Annotated in this window: 20 protein-coding genes; 6 read left to right on the forward strand and 14 right to left on the reverse strand. The window is 56.8% G+C overall.

What is annotated here, in order from left to right:
• Window positions 1-13: 13 nt before the first annotated feature.
• Window positions 14-880 carry an AlbA family DNA-binding domain-containing protein gene (locus tag RB602_RS11285; protein ID WP_317080678.1) on the forward strand — a complete coding sequence of 289 codons (867 nt, stop codon included), beginning with the start codon at window positions 14-16 and terminating at the stop codon, window positions 878-880.
• 308 nt (window positions 881-1,188) lie between these two features.
• Here RB602_RS11285 and RB602_RS11290 read toward each other — a convergent pair whose 3' ends face one another.
• Window positions 1,189-1,467, reverse strand: coding sequence for a type II toxin-antitoxin system RelE family toxin (locus tag RB602_RS11290; RefSeq protein WP_317080679.1), 279 nt, complete (start codon window positions 1,465-1,467; stop codon window positions 1,189-1,191).
• Window positions 1,457-1,669 carry a type II toxin-antitoxin system RelB family antitoxin gene (gene relB / locus RB602_RS11295; protein WP_317080680.1) on the reverse strand — a complete coding sequence of 71 codons (213 nt, stop codon included), beginning with the start codon at window positions 1,667-1,669 and terminating at the stop codon, window positions 1,457-1,459. Before relB ends, RB602_RS11290 begins: the two co-directional genes overlap by 11 nt.
• A gap of 89 nt (window positions 1,670-1,758) precedes the next feature.
• Between relB and RB602_RS11300 the strand changes: the two genes are divergently transcribed.
• Entirely contained in the window at window positions 1,759-2,229 is a 471-nt protein-coding gene (locus RB602_RS11300) for an NUDIX domain-containing protein (RefSeq protein WP_317080681.1), read from the forward strand.
• 152 nt (window positions 2,230-2,381) lie between these two features.
• Here the strand turns inward: RB602_RS11300 and RB602_RS11305 are convergent, their stop codons facing one another.
• From RB602_RS11305 to dinB, 4 genes are all read right to left on the reverse strand, one after another.
• Window positions 2,382-2,972, reverse strand: a complete 591-nt coding sequence (locus RB602_RS11305) for a DNA-3-methyladenine glycosylase I (RefSeq protein ID WP_317080682.1) — start codon at window positions 2,970-2,972, stop codon at window positions 2,382-2,384.
• A 10-nt stretch (window positions 2,973-2,982) separates the two neighbouring features.
• Window positions 2,983-4,395, reverse strand: a complete 1,413-nt coding sequence (locus tag RB602_RS11310; protein WP_317080683.1) for a Y-family DNA polymerase — start codon at window positions 4,393-4,395, stop codon at window positions 2,983-2,985.
• 196 nt (window positions 4,396-4,591) lie between these two features.
• Window positions 4,592-5,398, reverse strand: a complete 807-nt coding sequence (locus tag RB602_RS11315; RefSeq protein WP_317080685.1) for a CPBP family glutamic-type intramembrane protease — start codon at window positions 5,396-5,398, stop codon at window positions 4,592-4,594.
• Window positions 5,399-5,753: 355 nt separating this feature from the next.
• Window positions 5,754-6,890 carry a DNA polymerase IV gene (gene dinB / locus RB602_RS11320; protein WP_317080686.1) on the reverse strand — a complete coding sequence of 379 codons (1,137 nt, stop codon included), beginning with the start codon at window positions 6,888-6,890 and terminating at the stop codon, window positions 5,754-5,756.
• Between the two features lie 65 nt (window positions 6,891-6,955).
• Here dinB and RB602_RS11325 point away from each other — a divergent pair, with 65 nt between their 5' ends.
• Window positions 6,956-8,224 carry a multidrug effflux MFS transporter gene (locus RB602_RS11325; RefSeq protein WP_317080687.1) on the forward strand — a complete coding sequence of 423 codons (1,269 nt, stop codon included), beginning with the start codon at window positions 6,956-6,958 and terminating at the stop codon, window positions 8,222-8,224.
• A gap of 102 nt (window positions 8,225-8,326) precedes the next feature.
• Here the strand turns inward: RB602_RS11325 and RB602_RS11330 are convergent, their stop codons facing one another.
• From RB602_RS11330 to hisB, 8 genes are all read right to left on the reverse strand, one after another.
• Window positions 8,327-9,799: a pentapeptide repeat-containing protein gene (locus RB602_RS11330; RefSeq protein WP_317080688.1), complete on the reverse strand. Its 1,473-nt coding sequence runs from the start codon at window positions 9,797-9,799 to the stop codon at window positions 8,327-8,329.
• 133 nt (window positions 9,800-9,932) lie between these two features.
• The gene (locus RB602_RS11335) at window positions 9,933-10,313 is read right to left on the reverse strand and encodes a histidine triad nucleotide-binding protein (RefSeq protein ID WP_317080689.1); all 381 of its coding nucleotides are present in this window, start codon (window positions 10,311-10,313) and stop codon (window positions 9,933-9,935) included.
• A 5-nt stretch (window positions 10,314-10,318) separates the two neighbouring features.
• Entirely contained in the window at window positions 10,319-10,639 is a 321-nt protein-coding gene (locus RB602_RS11340; protein WP_317080690.1) for a phosphoribosyl-ATP diphosphatase, read from the reverse strand.
• 31 nt (window positions 10,640-10,670) lie between these two features.
• The gene (locus tag RB602_RS11345) at window positions 10,671-11,012 is read right to left on the reverse strand and encodes a hypothetical protein (protein ID WP_317080691.1); all 342 of its coding nucleotides are present in this window, start codon (window positions 11,010-11,012) and stop codon (window positions 10,671-10,673) included.
• A gap of 21 nt (window positions 11,013-11,033) precedes the next feature.
• Window positions 11,034-11,798 (reverse strand): imidazole glycerol phosphate synthase subunit HisF, encoded by a 765-nt coding sequence (hisF, locus tag RB602_RS11350; RefSeq protein WP_317080692.1) that lies wholly within the window; start codon window positions 11,796-11,798, stop codon window positions 11,034-11,036.
• A gap of 103 nt (window positions 11,799-11,901) precedes the next feature.
• The gene (gene hisA / locus RB602_RS11355) at window positions 11,902-12,627 is read right to left on the reverse strand and encodes a 1-(5-phosphoribosyl)-5-[(5-phosphoribosylamino)methylideneamino]imidazole-4-carboxamide isomerase (RefSeq protein WP_317080693.1); all 726 of its coding nucleotides are present in this window, start codon (window positions 12,625-12,627) and stop codon (window positions 11,902-11,904) included.
• Between the two features lie 163 nt (window positions 12,628-12,790).
• Entirely contained in the window at window positions 12,791-13,408 is a 618-nt protein-coding gene (gene hisH, locus RB602_RS11360; protein ID WP_317080694.1) for an imidazole glycerol phosphate synthase subunit HisH, read from the reverse strand.
• Entirely contained in the window at window positions 13,401-13,994 is a 594-nt protein-coding gene (gene hisB, locus RB602_RS11365; RefSeq protein WP_317080695.1) for an imidazoleglycerol-phosphate dehydratase HisB, read from the reverse strand. The genes hisH and hisB overlap by 8 nt, the downstream gene beginning before the upstream one ends.
• 145 nt (window positions 13,995-14,139) lie before the next feature.
• Here hisB and RB602_RS11370 point away from each other — a divergent pair, with 145 nt between their 5' ends.
• Genes RB602_RS11370 through gmk form a run of 3 tightly spaced genes read left to right on the forward strand, consistent with a single transcriptional unit; the run spans window position 14,140 to window position 15,798 of the window.
• Window positions 14,140-14,631, forward strand: coding sequence for an SspB family protein (locus RB602_RS11370; RefSeq protein ID WP_317080696.1), 492 nt, complete (start codon window positions 14,140-14,142; stop codon window positions 14,629-14,631).
• A 46-nt stretch (window positions 14,632-14,677) separates the two neighbouring features.
• Window positions 14,678-15,085: a hypothetical protein gene (locus RB602_RS11375; RefSeq protein WP_317080697.1), complete on the forward strand. Its 408-nt coding sequence runs from the start codon at window positions 14,678-14,680 to the stop codon at window positions 15,083-15,085.
• Window positions 15,086-15,117: 32 nt separating this feature from the next.
• Entirely contained in the window at window positions 15,118-15,798 is a 681-nt protein-coding gene (gene gmk / locus RB602_RS11380) for a guanylate kinase (protein ID WP_317080698.1), read from the forward strand.
• Window positions 15,799-15,808: the final 10 nt, after the last annotated feature.

The raw sequence follows: 15,808 nt of genomic DNA on the forward strand, positions 1-15,808 counted from the left end.
TTAGCGGCTAATCATGTTTTTCAGAGATCTTCAGAATGTCATTCTAGAAGACATTATATCTCTTGCGGCAGAAGGCGTTGTTGAATCTAGGACTCTTGATTTCAAGCGTGATCAGATTGGTTCAAACGATAAAGCAAAGAGAGACTTTCTTAAGGATGTGGCCGCATTTGCCAATACTGTAGGAGGCACTCTACTTCTAGGAATCTGTGAAAAGAACGGAGCAGCGTCTACAACACCGGGGATAGACTTAGATGACCCGGACAAAGAAATCTTGAGACTTACCGACATAATTAGGTCAGGCATTGAGCCTAAAGTACCTAGGGTTGATATTAGGTGGATAAGAAGGGAAGGTAAAAATGGCTTTCTAGCCATAAACGTACCGCGAAGTGTTATCGCGCCACATTGCATCACCTTTCAGCATCATGGAAAATTTTATAGCAGAGCAAACAACGCTAATTATCCGATGGATGTAGTCGAGATCAGAAACGCTTTCTTGGCTGGCAACAGCCTTCCAAAGCTGATGCGTGAATATCGTGACGAGCGACTAGCTCTTATTGCAAGCACCGAAAGCCCGGTAGAGCTAGAAAAAGGGGTAAAAGTGACAGTCCACATTTTCCCTGAAGTAAGTTTTTTGGACAAAATTCAAGTCTCCCCTAGTGACCAAAACTCCCTGATACCACCAATTGGGCATAGGCGCTCTGTAGATAGCAGGTACACGATTGACGGTTATCTCACTGTAGCGGGAGGATACGATTTAGAGTCCAGACCTCATCCAGCGTATACACTTGTGTCATCTAACGGGATAATAGAGAGCGTTGTAATTGAAAGGAACGAGAAGAACTTGAGCTATACCCAGATTACGTTGAGCACAATATTGTAGAAGAAATTAGAATACGCCAAAATCAACTAATGAAGTTAGGCGTACCTGCACCTCTCCATATTTTTGTTTCCATGATTGATACGCACGGATGGCGGTTTTTCCGTGAAAAGCATTACACAAAGCATCCTGCATGCCGTGCTAACCTGCTCCGTTTGCCAAGTATACAAATAGGACTAGATGAGGACGCTGGTCGCACACTTCGTCCAATTTTTGACCGATTTTGGAATGCTTTCGGTTTTGAGGAATCTTGGAACTATGATGACGATGGAAATTGGCAAGATAATCGGTATCGATGAGGTTACTCTAACTCAATAAACCCCAATCCGATGCGCCACGCGCACGACCAAGATTACCACCCGATCATCCTCAATCCGGGCTATCACGCGATAATCACCCATGCGCCAGCGCCAATAGCCTGACCATTCGCCTGCCAAGGGTTTGCCCAGGTCGCGCGGGTCATCCAGCGTTGCTATCCGCTCTTCCAGCACCCGGATAATCCGCGCGGCGGCGGGTTTGCCCAGCTTTTTCAGCTCCTTCGCCGCTTGGGGCGTGAATTCTATCGCCCATTTGGGCGTGTCAGAGGCCAAGATCGGCCTTCATATCTTTCAGCGACACCGCATCATCGCGGCGAAAATCGGCCATGCGTTCCTCGGCGAGGAAATAGTCCTCCATCTCCTCCAGATGCGCCTCAATCGCCGCGCGCGCATAAAAGGTCTTGGTGCGCCCGGTCTTCTCCGCCAGCGCCGCCAACCGCTTTTCCAATGATTCATCCAGCCGTATTGCCAACATGGATTTCTCCTTTGCTATATATGTATAGCATTTATGGTCGTGCAAACAAAGCTCTGTTATCTCGGCGCTGATCCGCCTAGCTTTGCGCCATGCACCCCATCCACCTCCTCTATCGGCTCGCCCAGACTGTGCGCGGGGTATATTGGCGCGTGGTTCGGCCCAAGGTTTACGGGGCGAAGCTATTGGTGCGCAACCGCCAGAGTGAGGTGCTGTTGATCCGGCACAGCTACGGCCGCAGTGATCTCTATATGCTCCCCGGTGGCGGGATAAAGCGTGGCGAGACGGCGCTGGACGCGGCGCGACGGGAGTTGCGCGAGGAGGTTGGCTGCCGCGCCGAGGAACTCGCACTGCTTGGCAAGTATCTCGACACCAGCAAGGGCGCGCGCAACCATGTCAGCGTGTTTACCGCGACCACCCACGATCAGCCGCAGATTGATGGCCGTGAGATTGTCGAGGCGACATTCTTCCCGGTCACTGACCTGCCCGCCAATGCTTCCACGGCCTCGCGCCGCCGGGTTGCCGAAATGTTGGGTGAGGCGGAGATTGATGGGCGCTGGTAGCGCCTGCCTCTAAGGTCCATTCAGCTATAGGCGAACAACCCTAACCGTTCGCCTCGAGCGAAGTCGAGAGGCCGGTGGCGTTGGATAGCCGTGTCTCGACTAGGCTCGACACGAACGGAGTGCTTTCAAGCAAATATAGTACCTTAAACGCTCTAACTATCACCCGGATAGCAATGGCACCCTTTCACATGGTCATTCACCACGCCCACCGCTTGCAGATAGGCATAGATAATCGTCGTGCCGACAAAGCTCATGCCGCGCTTTTTCAGGGCTTTGGAGATGCTATCGGACAAGGGCGTTGAAACCGGCACATCGGCCCAGTTTTGCGGGCGATTGATAATCGGCTGACCATCAACATGACCCCAGAGCCAGTCTGAAAAACTGCCAAATTCCTGCTGCATCGCGATAAAGGCTCGGGCATTTTTGCGTGCAGAATAGATTTTCAGCCTGTTGCGGATAATGCTTTCATCCTCGCGCAGCGCCTCAAGCTCTTGATCACTCATCGCCGCGACCTTTTCGACATCAAAGCCATGGAACGCGGCGCGATAGCCCTCACGTTTGCGCAGCACCGTTTCCCAGCTCAGCCCCGCCTGCGCGCCTTCCAGGATCAGCATCTCGAACAGATGCCGGTCATCATGCACCGGCACGCCCCATTCCTCATCATGATAACGGTTATAAAATTCCTTGCCCGGCTGGCCGCCAAAGCACCGCATCTTGCCATCCGCACCGGTCACCAATTCCATTAGCCTCTCCTCAATAGAGCGAACGGCTGGCATTTTGCCGCAACCGCTGATGATGCGCCATACCGGTGAGGCGGCGCTGGTCTTCCAGACTGCGGTCGGAGAACTCCGCTTTATCAGGCACCCGGCTGAACGCGATCTTCACGCCGAGATAATTGAGGTCCATGCCTTTTTGCGAGGCCAGTATCAGCGTTTCCATGCCATATTTGCGGTTGGCCTCATCAATCCGCCGCCACAGCCCGGCCTGCAGCGCATCGCGATGATCGCTGTCGGCGCTGACAAACAGATCGCGCTCGGGCGGGCCGTTTTTCAGCGCGAACAGATGCACCGCAGCGAGCTTGATCGAACGCCGACGGCCATCGCGATAGTTGCGCGGATCGGCGAGCCAATCCATCATCGGCCACCACATTTCGTCGAGCTTGTCCAGAAAACGCCAGCTATTCTGGCTGCCGCGAAAGCGCACTTCCTGACTCAACCGCCCCTCGGGATAAAAGCGCAGCGACAGGTGCAGGCCCGAGGCGTACATCCCGTAATGCCGCAACCGGCTCGCCGCCTTGAGCAGCAGCGCGCGGGCGACAATCCGCGCGCCTTCCGGCCGCCGATGCGCACCGGAAAGAACCCGGCTATGGCCGATCATCGCCTTTTTCGGCGCCGCGCCATCGGGGACATCATGGCCTTTCAGCCCATAGATAAACCGCTCGCCGGTGACCGAACCCCAGATTGCCCGCGCCTGTTTCGGCGCCAGATTCCACAGGCTGGTAAAATCGGTAATACCAGCCCGAATCAGCCGCTGCGAGACGCCCCTGCCGACACCGGGAATCGCCTCGAGCGGCAAATCGCGGAGCCGAGCAGGCAGGCTTTTGGGCATTATCACCGTCAGGCCATCGGGCTTTTCCAGATCGCTCGCCAGTTTGGCCAATAAGGTGCTCGACGCCAGCCCGATGGAACAACGCATCGCCGGACCAAAGCGCGCCGCCAGCCCCGCCTTGATCCGCCGCGCCAGAGCCCTTGCCGCTTCCGGTTCGGCTTCTTCAGGGTTGAGGCGACAGACGCACTCGTCAATCGAGCAAACGCGCTGGATCGGCACATGCCGCTCAATCTCTTCCAACAGCTCGTGATGCATCACAACATAACGGTCATGCCGCGCCGGTAGCACCGCGACATCACCGCAGATCGCCCGCGCCTCGCGCATCGTGGTGCCGCGCTTGATACCCAGCGCCTTGGCCTCATAACTCGCCGCAATCGCGCCGCTATGCTCGGAATCCAGCGGGATGACGATCACCGGGCGACCGATCAGCTCAGGCGCATCATGCTGCTCCACACTGGCGAAATAGGCGTTAAAATCGATGAAGATATAGCGCAGCCCAGCAGCGCTATCAGCAAAGGCCAGCCCCTCACCCGTGTCACCTTCAGGGAGCGGGGCCAATAGGCGCGCATCATCGCGGGACCCGTCGGTAGTGGGTTGGGGTATGGGTTGAGGCTGCATGGTTGGAACAAAATAAGAACATTTGTTCTGATTCGTCAAGGTTGAACGGGTTAGGGTTTCACGCGAAGGCCGCGAAGGTTTTCAAGAGGGCGTTGCTTGGCGAAACCTCTTCGCGCCTCCGCGGCTCCGCGTGAGATTATTCCCCGCCCGCTTGCGGGAGAGGAGTGACTGGGTGGGTCTTCTCTGTAAGAACTACACAAGCAGACAGCCCCAATACAACCATCCCGGTCACCATAGGATCATAATGCGATCCCATAACCGGAATCAGCATCCAGCTCAGATTACTCATGGTGTGGAACAGCACGGCAGACATAAGCGCCTGACCGCTGCGCATATACAGCCAGATAATGATGATCCGCCGTGCTATGGTGCCAAGCGCCCACCAGAGGATCCATTCCACATTGCGGTCCGCCTGTAACAGCGGCGGCAGGTGCCAGATTGCGGCGATGAGCCCGACACATACACCCGCGCCGACTATCCCGTATCTCCGGGCAAGCGGAGCGGTGGCAAATTGGGTCCAGCCATATTCCTCTGCCAGAGCAGACACGAAAAAGAGGCCGAACAGCAATACTATCTGAACCAGGTCCCATTGCGGCGCAGGCAGTGTGTCACCGGTTGCTGCCTGGATCGCTGCAGAAACCAGCATCACAAAGGGCATTGTGCCGATCGCCAATATCCAGACCCATAGCTTCATCCCGCGAATGTCTGCCACGCTGGCGAGAAATGATCCCAATGTTGCTCGTCCTTCGGCTCGCAAGACCAGCAGCGATGCCGTCAGGAACGGAACCACCACCATGGTAGCGCTGACGGGTAATCCGGGTAGGATTTGGGCATCGGCCTGCCAGCCTATCCACCAGAATGGTATTGAGAGCAGAAAGACCAGCGCGAAGAATGTGAAGGCACTTCTCTCGGGCAAGGGTTGGTCTAAATCTGCGCTGGTCATTCAGTTTTGGCCTGTTTTGCCACCACATGCGTTATCAGGGGCGAGATTTCACGTTTGAGCGCTCAACCTGCGTAGTGCAAGCGGATATCCCCCACCCCGCTGCGACTAACCGCCTTCGCTAAAGCTACGGCGCTAAGTCTCGCTACCCCTCCCCTGAAGGTGGAGGGGAAACACTGGCGCAATCCCCTTCGCGCTCTTGATAATCTTCGCGGCCTTCGCGAGAAATACTTGGCTTGGTGAGGGCTTGCCACCGATAGAATTGGTCGCGACCATCGTAAAGCTCGCCTCCGGCTTCGCCCCCTCCACCGTCTTCGACGGTCCCCCTCCCCGAGCAAGCTCGGGGAGGATTTACGGTTCACAAAAAGCCGAAGCTCTGCTGCTCCGGCTTCACCGGTACATCATCATCCGCTTCCTCATCCCCACCCAAATCCAACGCACTCAGCGTCAGCCCCAACAACCGCACCCCCTGCTCCACCGGTAGCAATGCTTCCAAAAGCACATGGCCAATCTCCGCAAATTCCGCCTTGCCTTCGACCCAGCGGTCGAGCGAGTGGGCGCGGGTTATCTGGTGGAAATCGGCATATTTGACCTTGAGCGTCACCGTGCGGCCGCGCGCCTCGTTCTTTTCGATCCGCTCCCAGACAATATCGACAATATGGTTGAGCGCTTCACGCATTGCGTCATCGGCGATGATATCCTCGCCATAGGTACGCTCGCCGCCGATGGATTTGCGGATGCGATTGGGTTGGACCGGGCGATGGTCGATGCCGCGGGCGGCACCGTAGAGATAGTTTGCGAATTTGCCGAAATGCTCCTGCATCCATTCGCGGGGGCGGGCGCGCAGATCGGCGCCGGTTTCTATCCCCAGCCTCGCCATCTTCTCCGCTGTACGCGGGCCGACGCCGTGAAAGCGTCGCACCGGCAGGCTGGCGACAAAGTCCGGGCCCTGTTCGGGGCGGATGACGCACAGGCCATCGGGCTTGTTCTGATCGCTGGCGATTTTAGCGATAAATTTGTTGTATGACACACCGGCACTGGCGGTGAGTTGCGTTTCCTCTCTTATGCTGGCGCGAATAGACTCGGCAATTAGCGTTGCTGACCCGATCCCCTGCTTGTCCTCGGTAACATCGAGATAGGCCTCATCCAGCGATAGCGGTTCGACCAGATCGGTATGCTGGTGAAAGATCGCACGGATCTGCTGCGACACTTCTCGATAGACATCAAAGCGATGTTTGACGAAGATCAGATCAGGGCACCGCCGCGCCGCCGTGACCGAGGGCATGGCCGATTTCACCCCGAATTTGCGCGCCTCATAGCTTGCCGCGGCCACCACGCCGCGCCGCGCTGATCCGCCCACAGCCACGGGCTTGCCGCGCAGTTCCGGATGATCGCGCTGCTCTACACTGGCGAAAAAGGCGTCCATATCGACATGGATGATCTTGCGCAGCGGCGCGGCTGCCGGATCGTCACTGGTGGCCTTCATCTCATCCATGAACCGCAAAATAGTCAGAGGAGAAACCATTGGCAATTATTCCCAAGCCACCCCATAGGGCAGAAATGGACCAACCCAGCTCCACTTTTGACCAGGCATCGCCTCGGGTGAAGCGCCGCTTCCCCGGCCAGCGCGAATTTGTCGCGATGATGGCGGCGATGATGGCGTTGAATGCGCTGGCGATCGACGCAATGCTGCCCGCCTTTCCGGCGATTGGCGCAGCGCTCGACGTGGCGACGGCGAATGACCGGCAATATGTCATCTCGGTCTATATCGGCGCGATGGGCATTGGCTCACTGCTCTATGGCCCGCTGGCCGACCGTTATGGCCGCCGCCCGGTGCTGTTCACCGGTATCGGCGTCTATATCCTGTTCTCGCTGCTCTGCGCACTGGCCGAGAGCTTTACCGCGCTGCTGACGTTCCGCTTTTTGCAGGGCTTTGGTGCGGCCGCGATTGGCGTATTGGTAACATCGGTGATCCGCGACCGCTATTCGGGCGACACCATGGCCAAGCTTATGTCGATGATCTTTATCGTCTTCATGGCGGTGCCGGTGGTCGCGCCGACTATTGGTCAGGCGATCCTAACCATCGCTGGCTGGCGCTGGATTTTCGGCGTTTTTGCCATTGCCGGTTTTGCGGTGATCGCCTGGGTTTGGGCGCGGCTGCCCGAGACGCTGGAGCCGTGCAATGTCAAACCAATCAAGCCGACTGTACTCGCCAACACCTGGCGCATGGTGTTCTTCAACCGCATGGCCATGGGCTATGTATTGGGCGCAGGTCTGATCTTTGGCGGCTTGTTCGGCTTCCTCAACAGCTCGCAACAGATTTTTGCCGATGTCTTCGATGCAGCGGATATCTTTCCCTATGCCTTTGCCGCGGTTGCGGGTGGGCTGGCACTGGCCAATTTCGTCAACAGCCGGGTGGTCGAACGCATTGGCGCACGGAGGGTATCGCACAGCGCGTTATTCGCCTTTATTGCGCTGTCTTTGAGCCAGATCGCCGCCGCGTATTATGCGCCGGAAAGCATGGTGCTGTTTCTGGGTCTGGCGACGGTCAATATGGCGATGCTCGGCTTTACCGGCTCCAATTTCAGCGCCCTTGCGATGGAGCCTTTTGGCGAGGTGGCCGGGGCAGCCTCCTCGTTCCAGACTTTTGTGCGCACCGTGTTGGGCGCTATTATCGGCGGGTCTATCGGCCAGTTTTTCGATGGCACCGCCATGCCGATGGCTATAGGCTTTCTGCTCGCAGGGATAGCGGCGCTGGCGCTGGTGCTATGGTGCGAAAAGGGCAAGCTGTTCCAGCGTCCGCAGACCTGTCCGAATGTGCCTTATTGAAGCGTATTCATCCCCACCCATCCGTTCGTCTCCAGCGTAGTCGAGAGACCTCAGCGCAAAGTGTCTCGACTTCGCTCGACACGAACGGGGATAGTGCTTTTTCTAATTCGGCGGATTGGCGATAGCATTTCTGATATGCTGCCTCTCATTTTCGGGCAGCGTTACCGGCACCAGCGCGCCAAATGAGCCGCGCGCACCGCAGCCGACAAAATTGACGGCTTCAGGCCAACGCTTATAGCTTGGCTTGCCATCACCGATGATATGAATTGCGCCATTGTCATAGCGAAATATCGGCTGCTTACTACCATCCTCCAAAGTGACACTATACCAGCCAGTCGCCGCATCGAGTATGGTCCCGGAGGCACCGACACTGCACATATGGCCATTGGCGCGCACCGCATCGCCTCTGATTGAATAGCGCCCTTCCGCATCGCGCGACAGCAACAGGTGCGCACCCGATTCATAGGCTAAGGCGCGTTGCAGCCTGGGGTAATAGGGCGCCTCCTGCACCGTATCCGGTAGTGGTAGATCTTCATCCACAAATAGTCGCTTTTCGCCGCGTTCCAGCCAGTCCTGCTCACCCAGCGCGCCGAGCAACTGGCCGATACGTTTGTCATAAGACTCGTTCAGGCAATCTGATAAAAACTCGATAAAGTTGCAGTCATTGCGCGCACGCAGCCATTTTCGCTGGCTCGATCTAGAGACCTTCCGGGCGTCCCGCGCACGTTTGTAAAGACGCGCCATATCACGATCCTTGCGGCGCAATTCAGATTGATACTCACCGCAAATCTGGTTTTCCACATTGGTGCTCGCTTTGCTGCAGTCAAAGGAAGGCGCATCGGCTTCGGTCACAGTGTGAGATGCGGCGGCAATGGCGCGCATCTCTTCTGGCGAGAATAGTATGTCATCCGAAAAGGATCTAGTCCGCACCACACCGATCAGAGAAGCCTCGGCAAATTCGGGAAATTGTGAGACCGACAGGCGCGTATTGTTGATCAGAGCATCCTTAACTGTCTGATAATGGCCGTAGGTCGACAGATCAGCATCGGTGAGATTAGCCCTTGCCAGCGAGATGCCGGGTTCACCAGTATAGACCGGGCAACCATCTTCGAGCGTGATACTACACGCAAAACGAAAACCGATCAGCTTGGCATTGTCCAGCCTCCAACCATCAATCTTGGCCTTGAACCAGCCGCCGTCAAACTGGCCATGGCGGAAATCTGCGCCGGTGGAATTGGTATCGACAAGGCCGGTATTGCGAAACAACACCCCCGGCATCTCAGCACCCACCATATTGGCGCCACCCAGATCAGCCTCGATAAAGCCGATCTGCCTCGCCTCTACCTCCTGCCAATTGCTGCCTGTCAGTTTGGTTTTGTAAAAGCACACTCGGCGCAGTTTTGCTTCGCGGAAATCCCAACTGGAAAAATCGCCGCCTGTGATGATGGTGGCAGGCGCAGCAATCGCTTCCAGCATCGTGACCAATTCGTCGACGGAAGCAATTTCGCTGCCATCGATGACATTGCCGTCAAATTCGCGGTCTTCGGGAGAAGTTGCACTCCAAATATCACCCATGATTTTAGTGCAGAAAGGAGCAAGGCGATCTGTCTCTTGCTGTTGCGCAAATGCCGTCGCTGAAAAAGCAATACTAAGTAAAATCAGACATATACCGCGCAACAATAACCGCATGATGCTCTCCAGATGGCGACTACACCGACATCAGCATCGGCCCCAATGGCCGACCGCCGAAGAGATGCACGTGCAGATGCGGCACTTCCTGATGGCCATGGCCGCCAATATTGGCGAGCAGGCGATAGCCCGGCTCAACCAGTCCCATGGTACGCGCAACATGGCCGACGGCGCGTACAAATCCGGCAATCTCTTCGGCTTCCGCCTTGGCCGAGAAATCATCCCAGCTCACATAACGACCCTTGGGGATTACCAGCACATGTGTCGGCGCCTGTGGGTTGATGTCATGAAAGGCGAGCGCGAAATCATCTTCATAGACCGTCTTGTTGGGGATTTCCCCGCGCAGAATTTTGGCGAAGATATTGTCATCATCATAAGGCTGGGTCGCGTCGATAGGCATGGCAATCAGTCCTTTCTGGATGCTTTTTCGGTGAGGCCGGAAACGCCTTCGCGGCGGGCGAGTTCCTGTTCAATATCAGCCAGGCTCACTCCGGTTTCCACCAACAAGATCAGCAGATGAAACAGAAGATCGGCACTTTCGGCAATGATCGCCTGCTGGTCATCCTGCATCGCGGCGATCACGGTTTCCACCGCCTCCTCACCTACTTTTTGCGCAACCTTTTCGCGTCCGTTGTGCAGCAAGCGCGCAACATAGGACGCGTCAGGATCACCTGCCTCTTGCCGTTCCCGAATAAGATTTTCCAATTGCTCCAGCATAGGGGGCATGTCGAACTCCAAGTGTCTTGTGACCGAACTATCACATATATCCTTCAGCATCAGCAATGTTGCGTAGCTGGTCCGGCGTTATGTAGTTTTGCTTTTCATCCAAATTAAAGTCTGACCATTTCTCATCGTACAAAATCTCGAAAAGAAAGGGTTCTTTCGAATTGTCTTCAAAGATCTCAAGTATTGCGTTGATCTGGCGAGAGCGCTCCACATGGTCATTCATATACAGCATACACGTATAGAATAGGGTTTTACCGGGCTGTTTTGCTGCGCGTTTCAGATCGATCAGACCGATGCCGGTTTCCTTGTGCAGGGCCATGAGCATCTTCGGCGATACGTCCGCTTCCCCAAATCCTATCCCGATTTGTGACATGCCATTTCCCCTTGCAGGCGTTTATCGACGTGCCGCCAAACCGGCTGCTCTCAGCGCTTCATGGGCCTCGGCGATACTATATTCGCCAAAGTGGAAGATCGATGCCGCAAGCACGGCGCTGGCACCGCCCTTGGTCACGCCCTCAACCAGATGCTGTAGGTTGCCGACACCGCCACTGGCGACAACCGGAACCGTCACCTGATCGACAATGGTGCGCGTCAGGTGCAGATCAAAGCCATCTCGTGTACCATCGCGGTTCATCGAGGTAACGAGCAATTCGCCCGCACCCAGTTCGACCACACGCCGTGCATGCTCCATCGCATCCACACCCGTTGCGCGGCGTCCGCCATGGGTGTAGATTTCCCACCCCTCGTCGTTGCCCCGCGCGCGCGCATCAATCGAGGCGACAACGCACTGGCTGCCGAAACGCTCGGCGATCTCGGCGATGACCTCGGGCCGTGCCACGGCCGCGCTGTTGATCGCCACCTTGTCCGCGCCCGCCAGCAACAGCGCCCGCGCATCCTCCACCCCGCGCACCCCACCGCCCACGGTCAGCGGCATAAAGCACACTTCCGCAGTGCGGCGCACGACATCGAGAATGGTATCGCGGTTCTCATGGCTGGCGGTGATATCGAGAAAGCACAGCTCATCCGCGCCCGCCGCATCATAGGCCTGTGCCTGCTCTACCGGATCACCGGCATCCTGCAAGTCGACAAAGTTCACACCTTTGACGACGCGGCCATTGGCGACATCGAGACAGGGAATAACGCGAGTTCGGACGGTCATGCGTACCCTCCCACTCCCGTTCGCCTTGAGCGCAGTCGAGAGGCCGTGGCCACTTGCAAAAGTGTCTCGACTTCGCTCGACACGAACGGATTGATAGCTTCCATCACCGGTTTGCCATCTTCACAGCGGTGGCGAGGTCCAGCCGCCCGTCATAGAGCGCGCGGCCGGTAATAACGCCTTCAATGCCATCCTCAGCGTGCAGGCTGAGCAAATGGATATCGTCGAGCCCCTTCACCCCGCCGCTAGCGATAACAGGAATTGAGGACTGACGTGCTAGCTCGACCGTCGCCTGAACATTGCAGCCTTTCAGCAGACCATCGCGCCCGACATCGGTGAACAACAGCGAAGCGACACCGGCATCCTCGAACCGCCGCGCCATATCGGCGACCGGGACATCGGAGACATCGGCCCAGCCCTCGGTCGCGACAAAGCCGTCGCGCGCATCGACCGCGACGACAATACCATTTTCATATTCGCGCGCCATGTCGCGGACAAAATCCGGATCTTTCAATGATGCGGTACCAATCACCACCCGAGCGACGCCGAGATCAAACCAGCCATCAACGGCTTTGCGATCACGGATGCCTCCGCCGAGTTGCACATAGCCGGGAAACTCGGCGAGAATGGCTTTCACCGCCTCGGCATTGACCGCTTCGCCGGCAAAGGCGCCGTCCAGATCGACGACATGCAGATGCTGCGCCCCAGCCTCAGCAAATTGCATCGCCTGTGCTGCGGGGTTGTCGCCATAGACGGTGGCGCGGTCCATATCGCCTTCTGCAAGACGGACAACTTCGCCGTTTTTGAGGTCTATTGCAGGGAAGACGATCATAAGCCCCTCCTCTTCAGAGGAGGGGTTGGGGTGGTGGCGAGGCAAAGCCGAGCTCGCGTCAGCGAACTCATCGCGTGCGGCAACACCACCCCGCTGCGACTAAGCTCGCTTCGCTCACTAAGTCGCACTGCCCCTCCTCTGAAGAGGAGCGGAGATGTGTTGATCACGGCTTCCATTGCAAAAACCCTTTGAGAAAATTGAGCCCATATTTCTGGCTCTTTTCCGGGTGAAACTGCACCCCGATAATATTGTCTCGATGTACCGCCGCCTCCAGTGGACCGCCATGATCGCTATGCGCCGCGACATGCGCCGGATCATCCGCAACAAAATGGTAGCCGTGCAGAAAATAGGCCTCGCCCTGTGTGAGCAACCCGGCATTGCCCTCAGTCGGGATCACATCATTCCAGCCCATATGTGGCACTTTGACCGCATCGCTGGGTTCTATCGCGCGGACTTCACCGCCGATCCAGTCCAGCCCATCATGGCTGCCAAATTCAATCCCCCGCGTCGCCAAAAGCTGCATTCCGACACAGATGCCGAGAAACGGAACCGCGTCATTCAGCACCCGCTGTTCCAATGCATCGACCATACCATCAATCGCGCGCAGGGCATTGGCGCAGGCGGCAAAGGCTCCTACTCCGGGCAATATGATCCGGTCAGCTCTAGCGACAAGGTCCGGGTCGGCGGTCACGGCGACATCTGCACCAACCGCGCGCACCGCATTGTGCACCGAATGAAGATTGCCCGCGCCATAATCAATCAGCGCAATGGTTTCAGCCACTTAACGTGCCCTTTGTCGAGGGGATGGCATCACCCTTGCGCGGATCGCGTTCGACCGCCAACCGCATCGCGCGGGCGAAACCCTTGAAGATGCTCTCGATAATATGATGGTTATTCTGGCCACGCAGCAAATCGATATGCAGCGTCAATCCGGCGGTTTGCGACACTGAATGGAACCAATGTTCAAACAATTCCGTGTCCATTTCGCCCAGGCGCGGCTGTGAAAAGGCTGCGTTCCAGATAAAATATGGCCTGCCACTAATGTCCACCGCCACCCGGCTCAGCGTCTCGTCCATTGGCGAGTAGGCACTGCCATAGCGGACAATGCCCGCCTTGTCGCCCAAAGCCTCGCTGATCGCCTGGCCGATCGAGAGCGCACAATCCTCGGTGGTGTGATGCTGGTCGACATGCAGATCGCCGTTGATTTTGACCTCAAGGTCAATCAGCGAGTGGCGTGAAAACTGCTCCACCATATGGTCGAGAAAACCGATCCCGGTGGAGATATCATACACCCCGGTGCCATCCAGATTGAGGTGGACGGCAATATCGGTTTCCTTGGTGGTACGGACGATCGACGCTTTTCTCATGGCCCCTGCTATAGTCCTGAAAGCGGCAGGAACAAGAGGATATGCGCCATTAATTGCAGGTCGACCAATGGTTTCCCTCCGCTTTAGCACTATTTGCTTCCGTAACCATCTTGACCACACCCGACCAAAAGGCCACCAAAGGGGCATGAGTGACGACGCGCCCGACAGCCTGATTCCCTATGATGAAATCGTGCAGGATGCCCTGCGCGCGGTGATTGGCCGGGTGTTGCGGACGATTGAGGATGAGGGCCTTCCGGGCGAACATCATTTCTACATCACGTTCCGCACCAAGGCACCGGGCGTGGATATTCCCAAGCATTTGACCGAGCGTTTCCCCGAGGAAATGACCATCGTGCTGCAGAATAAATTCTGGGATCTGCATATTGATGACGAGCTGTTTTCCGTCGGTCTCAGCTTTAACCAGATACCCGCCAGCCTCACCATTCCCTATGCGGCGGTGACCGCTTTTGTCGATCCGGCGGTGGATTTTGGCCTGCAATTTCAGGTCGATGATGACGCATCGGGCGAGCCGGAACCGCATGAAGAGGCGGAGAATGATCATCCCGAAGAGGATGATGCACAGGATCGCGAGGATGGCTCCAATGTCGTCACCGTCGATTTCGGCAAGAAGAAATAGCCTTTAGAACAGGCAGATTTGCCAATCCCGAGGGGATGGACAAGGCATGACAGAAACACAAGACGAGCCGACAGCCGAAAAAGCGGCAGCAGACGCGCCGTCCAACGATGCGTCCACGGTGAAGCCGGAAAAGAAAAGCGCCATCACCAGCGGCAAGGAATTTATCGGCAATGTGCTGAAAGACCCGGCGGTGCAGACGGTCGTTACCGGCTTTGTCACCAGCGAGGCGGCCAAGCATCTGAAAAAACCCGGCATTGGCTATACCATATTGGGCTTTGCCGCGACCCGGATTGCCAAACGTTCACTGCCAGGCGCGATGGTCATCGGTGCTGGGATCGCCGCCAAATCGCTCTATGACTATCGCAAGAAAAAGAAAGCAGAAGACGCCGCGGATGGCACGGTAAAGGCGCTGCCCGATGCAACAGATGCGGATAGCGCCACCGGCGACGCTTGACGGCATGCCCCTTTTGCGGCCACAGAGCCGCGATGACCGAACCAGCCGATAATGCCATGACCGTCGATCAGGATACGCTGCACCGTCGCGGCTTGCTTTTCATCCTGTCCTCACCTTCCGGAGCGGGGAAATCGACTATCGCGCGGATGCTGCTCGAGGCCGATGCCTCGCTGCAACTCTCGGTCTCGGTCACCACCCGCCCGCCACGCCCCGGCGAGGTGGATGGCAAAGACTATTTCTTTATCGGTGAAGAACGCTTTGAAGAGATGGTCAAGCAGGACGAGCTGCTCGAATGGGCGCATGTCTTCGGTTATCGCTATGGTACGCCCAAAGCAACTGTAAAACAGGGCCTTAGAGAAGGTACTGACTTCCTTTTCGATATTGACTGGCAAGGGACGCAACAGCTCTACCAACGCGCCGAAGGTGATGTTGTCCGGGTATTTATCCTGCCCCCTTCCATTGGCCAGTTGCATGACCGGCTGCGCAAACGCGGCACCGATAGCGAAGAGGTGATCGCCAAGCGCATGGCCGAAGCGCAAAGCGAAATCAGCCATTGGGACGGCTATGATTATGTCGTCATCAATGATGATGTGGACGGCTGCTTCGCCAAGGTGCGCGAGATATTACACGCCGAACGCATGCGCCGCGCGCGCCAGACCGGCCTGATTGATTTTGTTCGCGACCTGATGGTGGCGGACGACAGCGCCAGCTAGGCATCTTTTT

It is taken from the genome of Parasphingorhabdus sp. SCSIO 66989 (genome assembly GCF_032852305.1).
Classification (GTDB): domain Bacteria; phylum Pseudomonadota; class Alphaproteobacteria; order Sphingomonadales; family Sphingomonadaceae; genus Alterisphingorhabdus; species Alterisphingorhabdus coralli.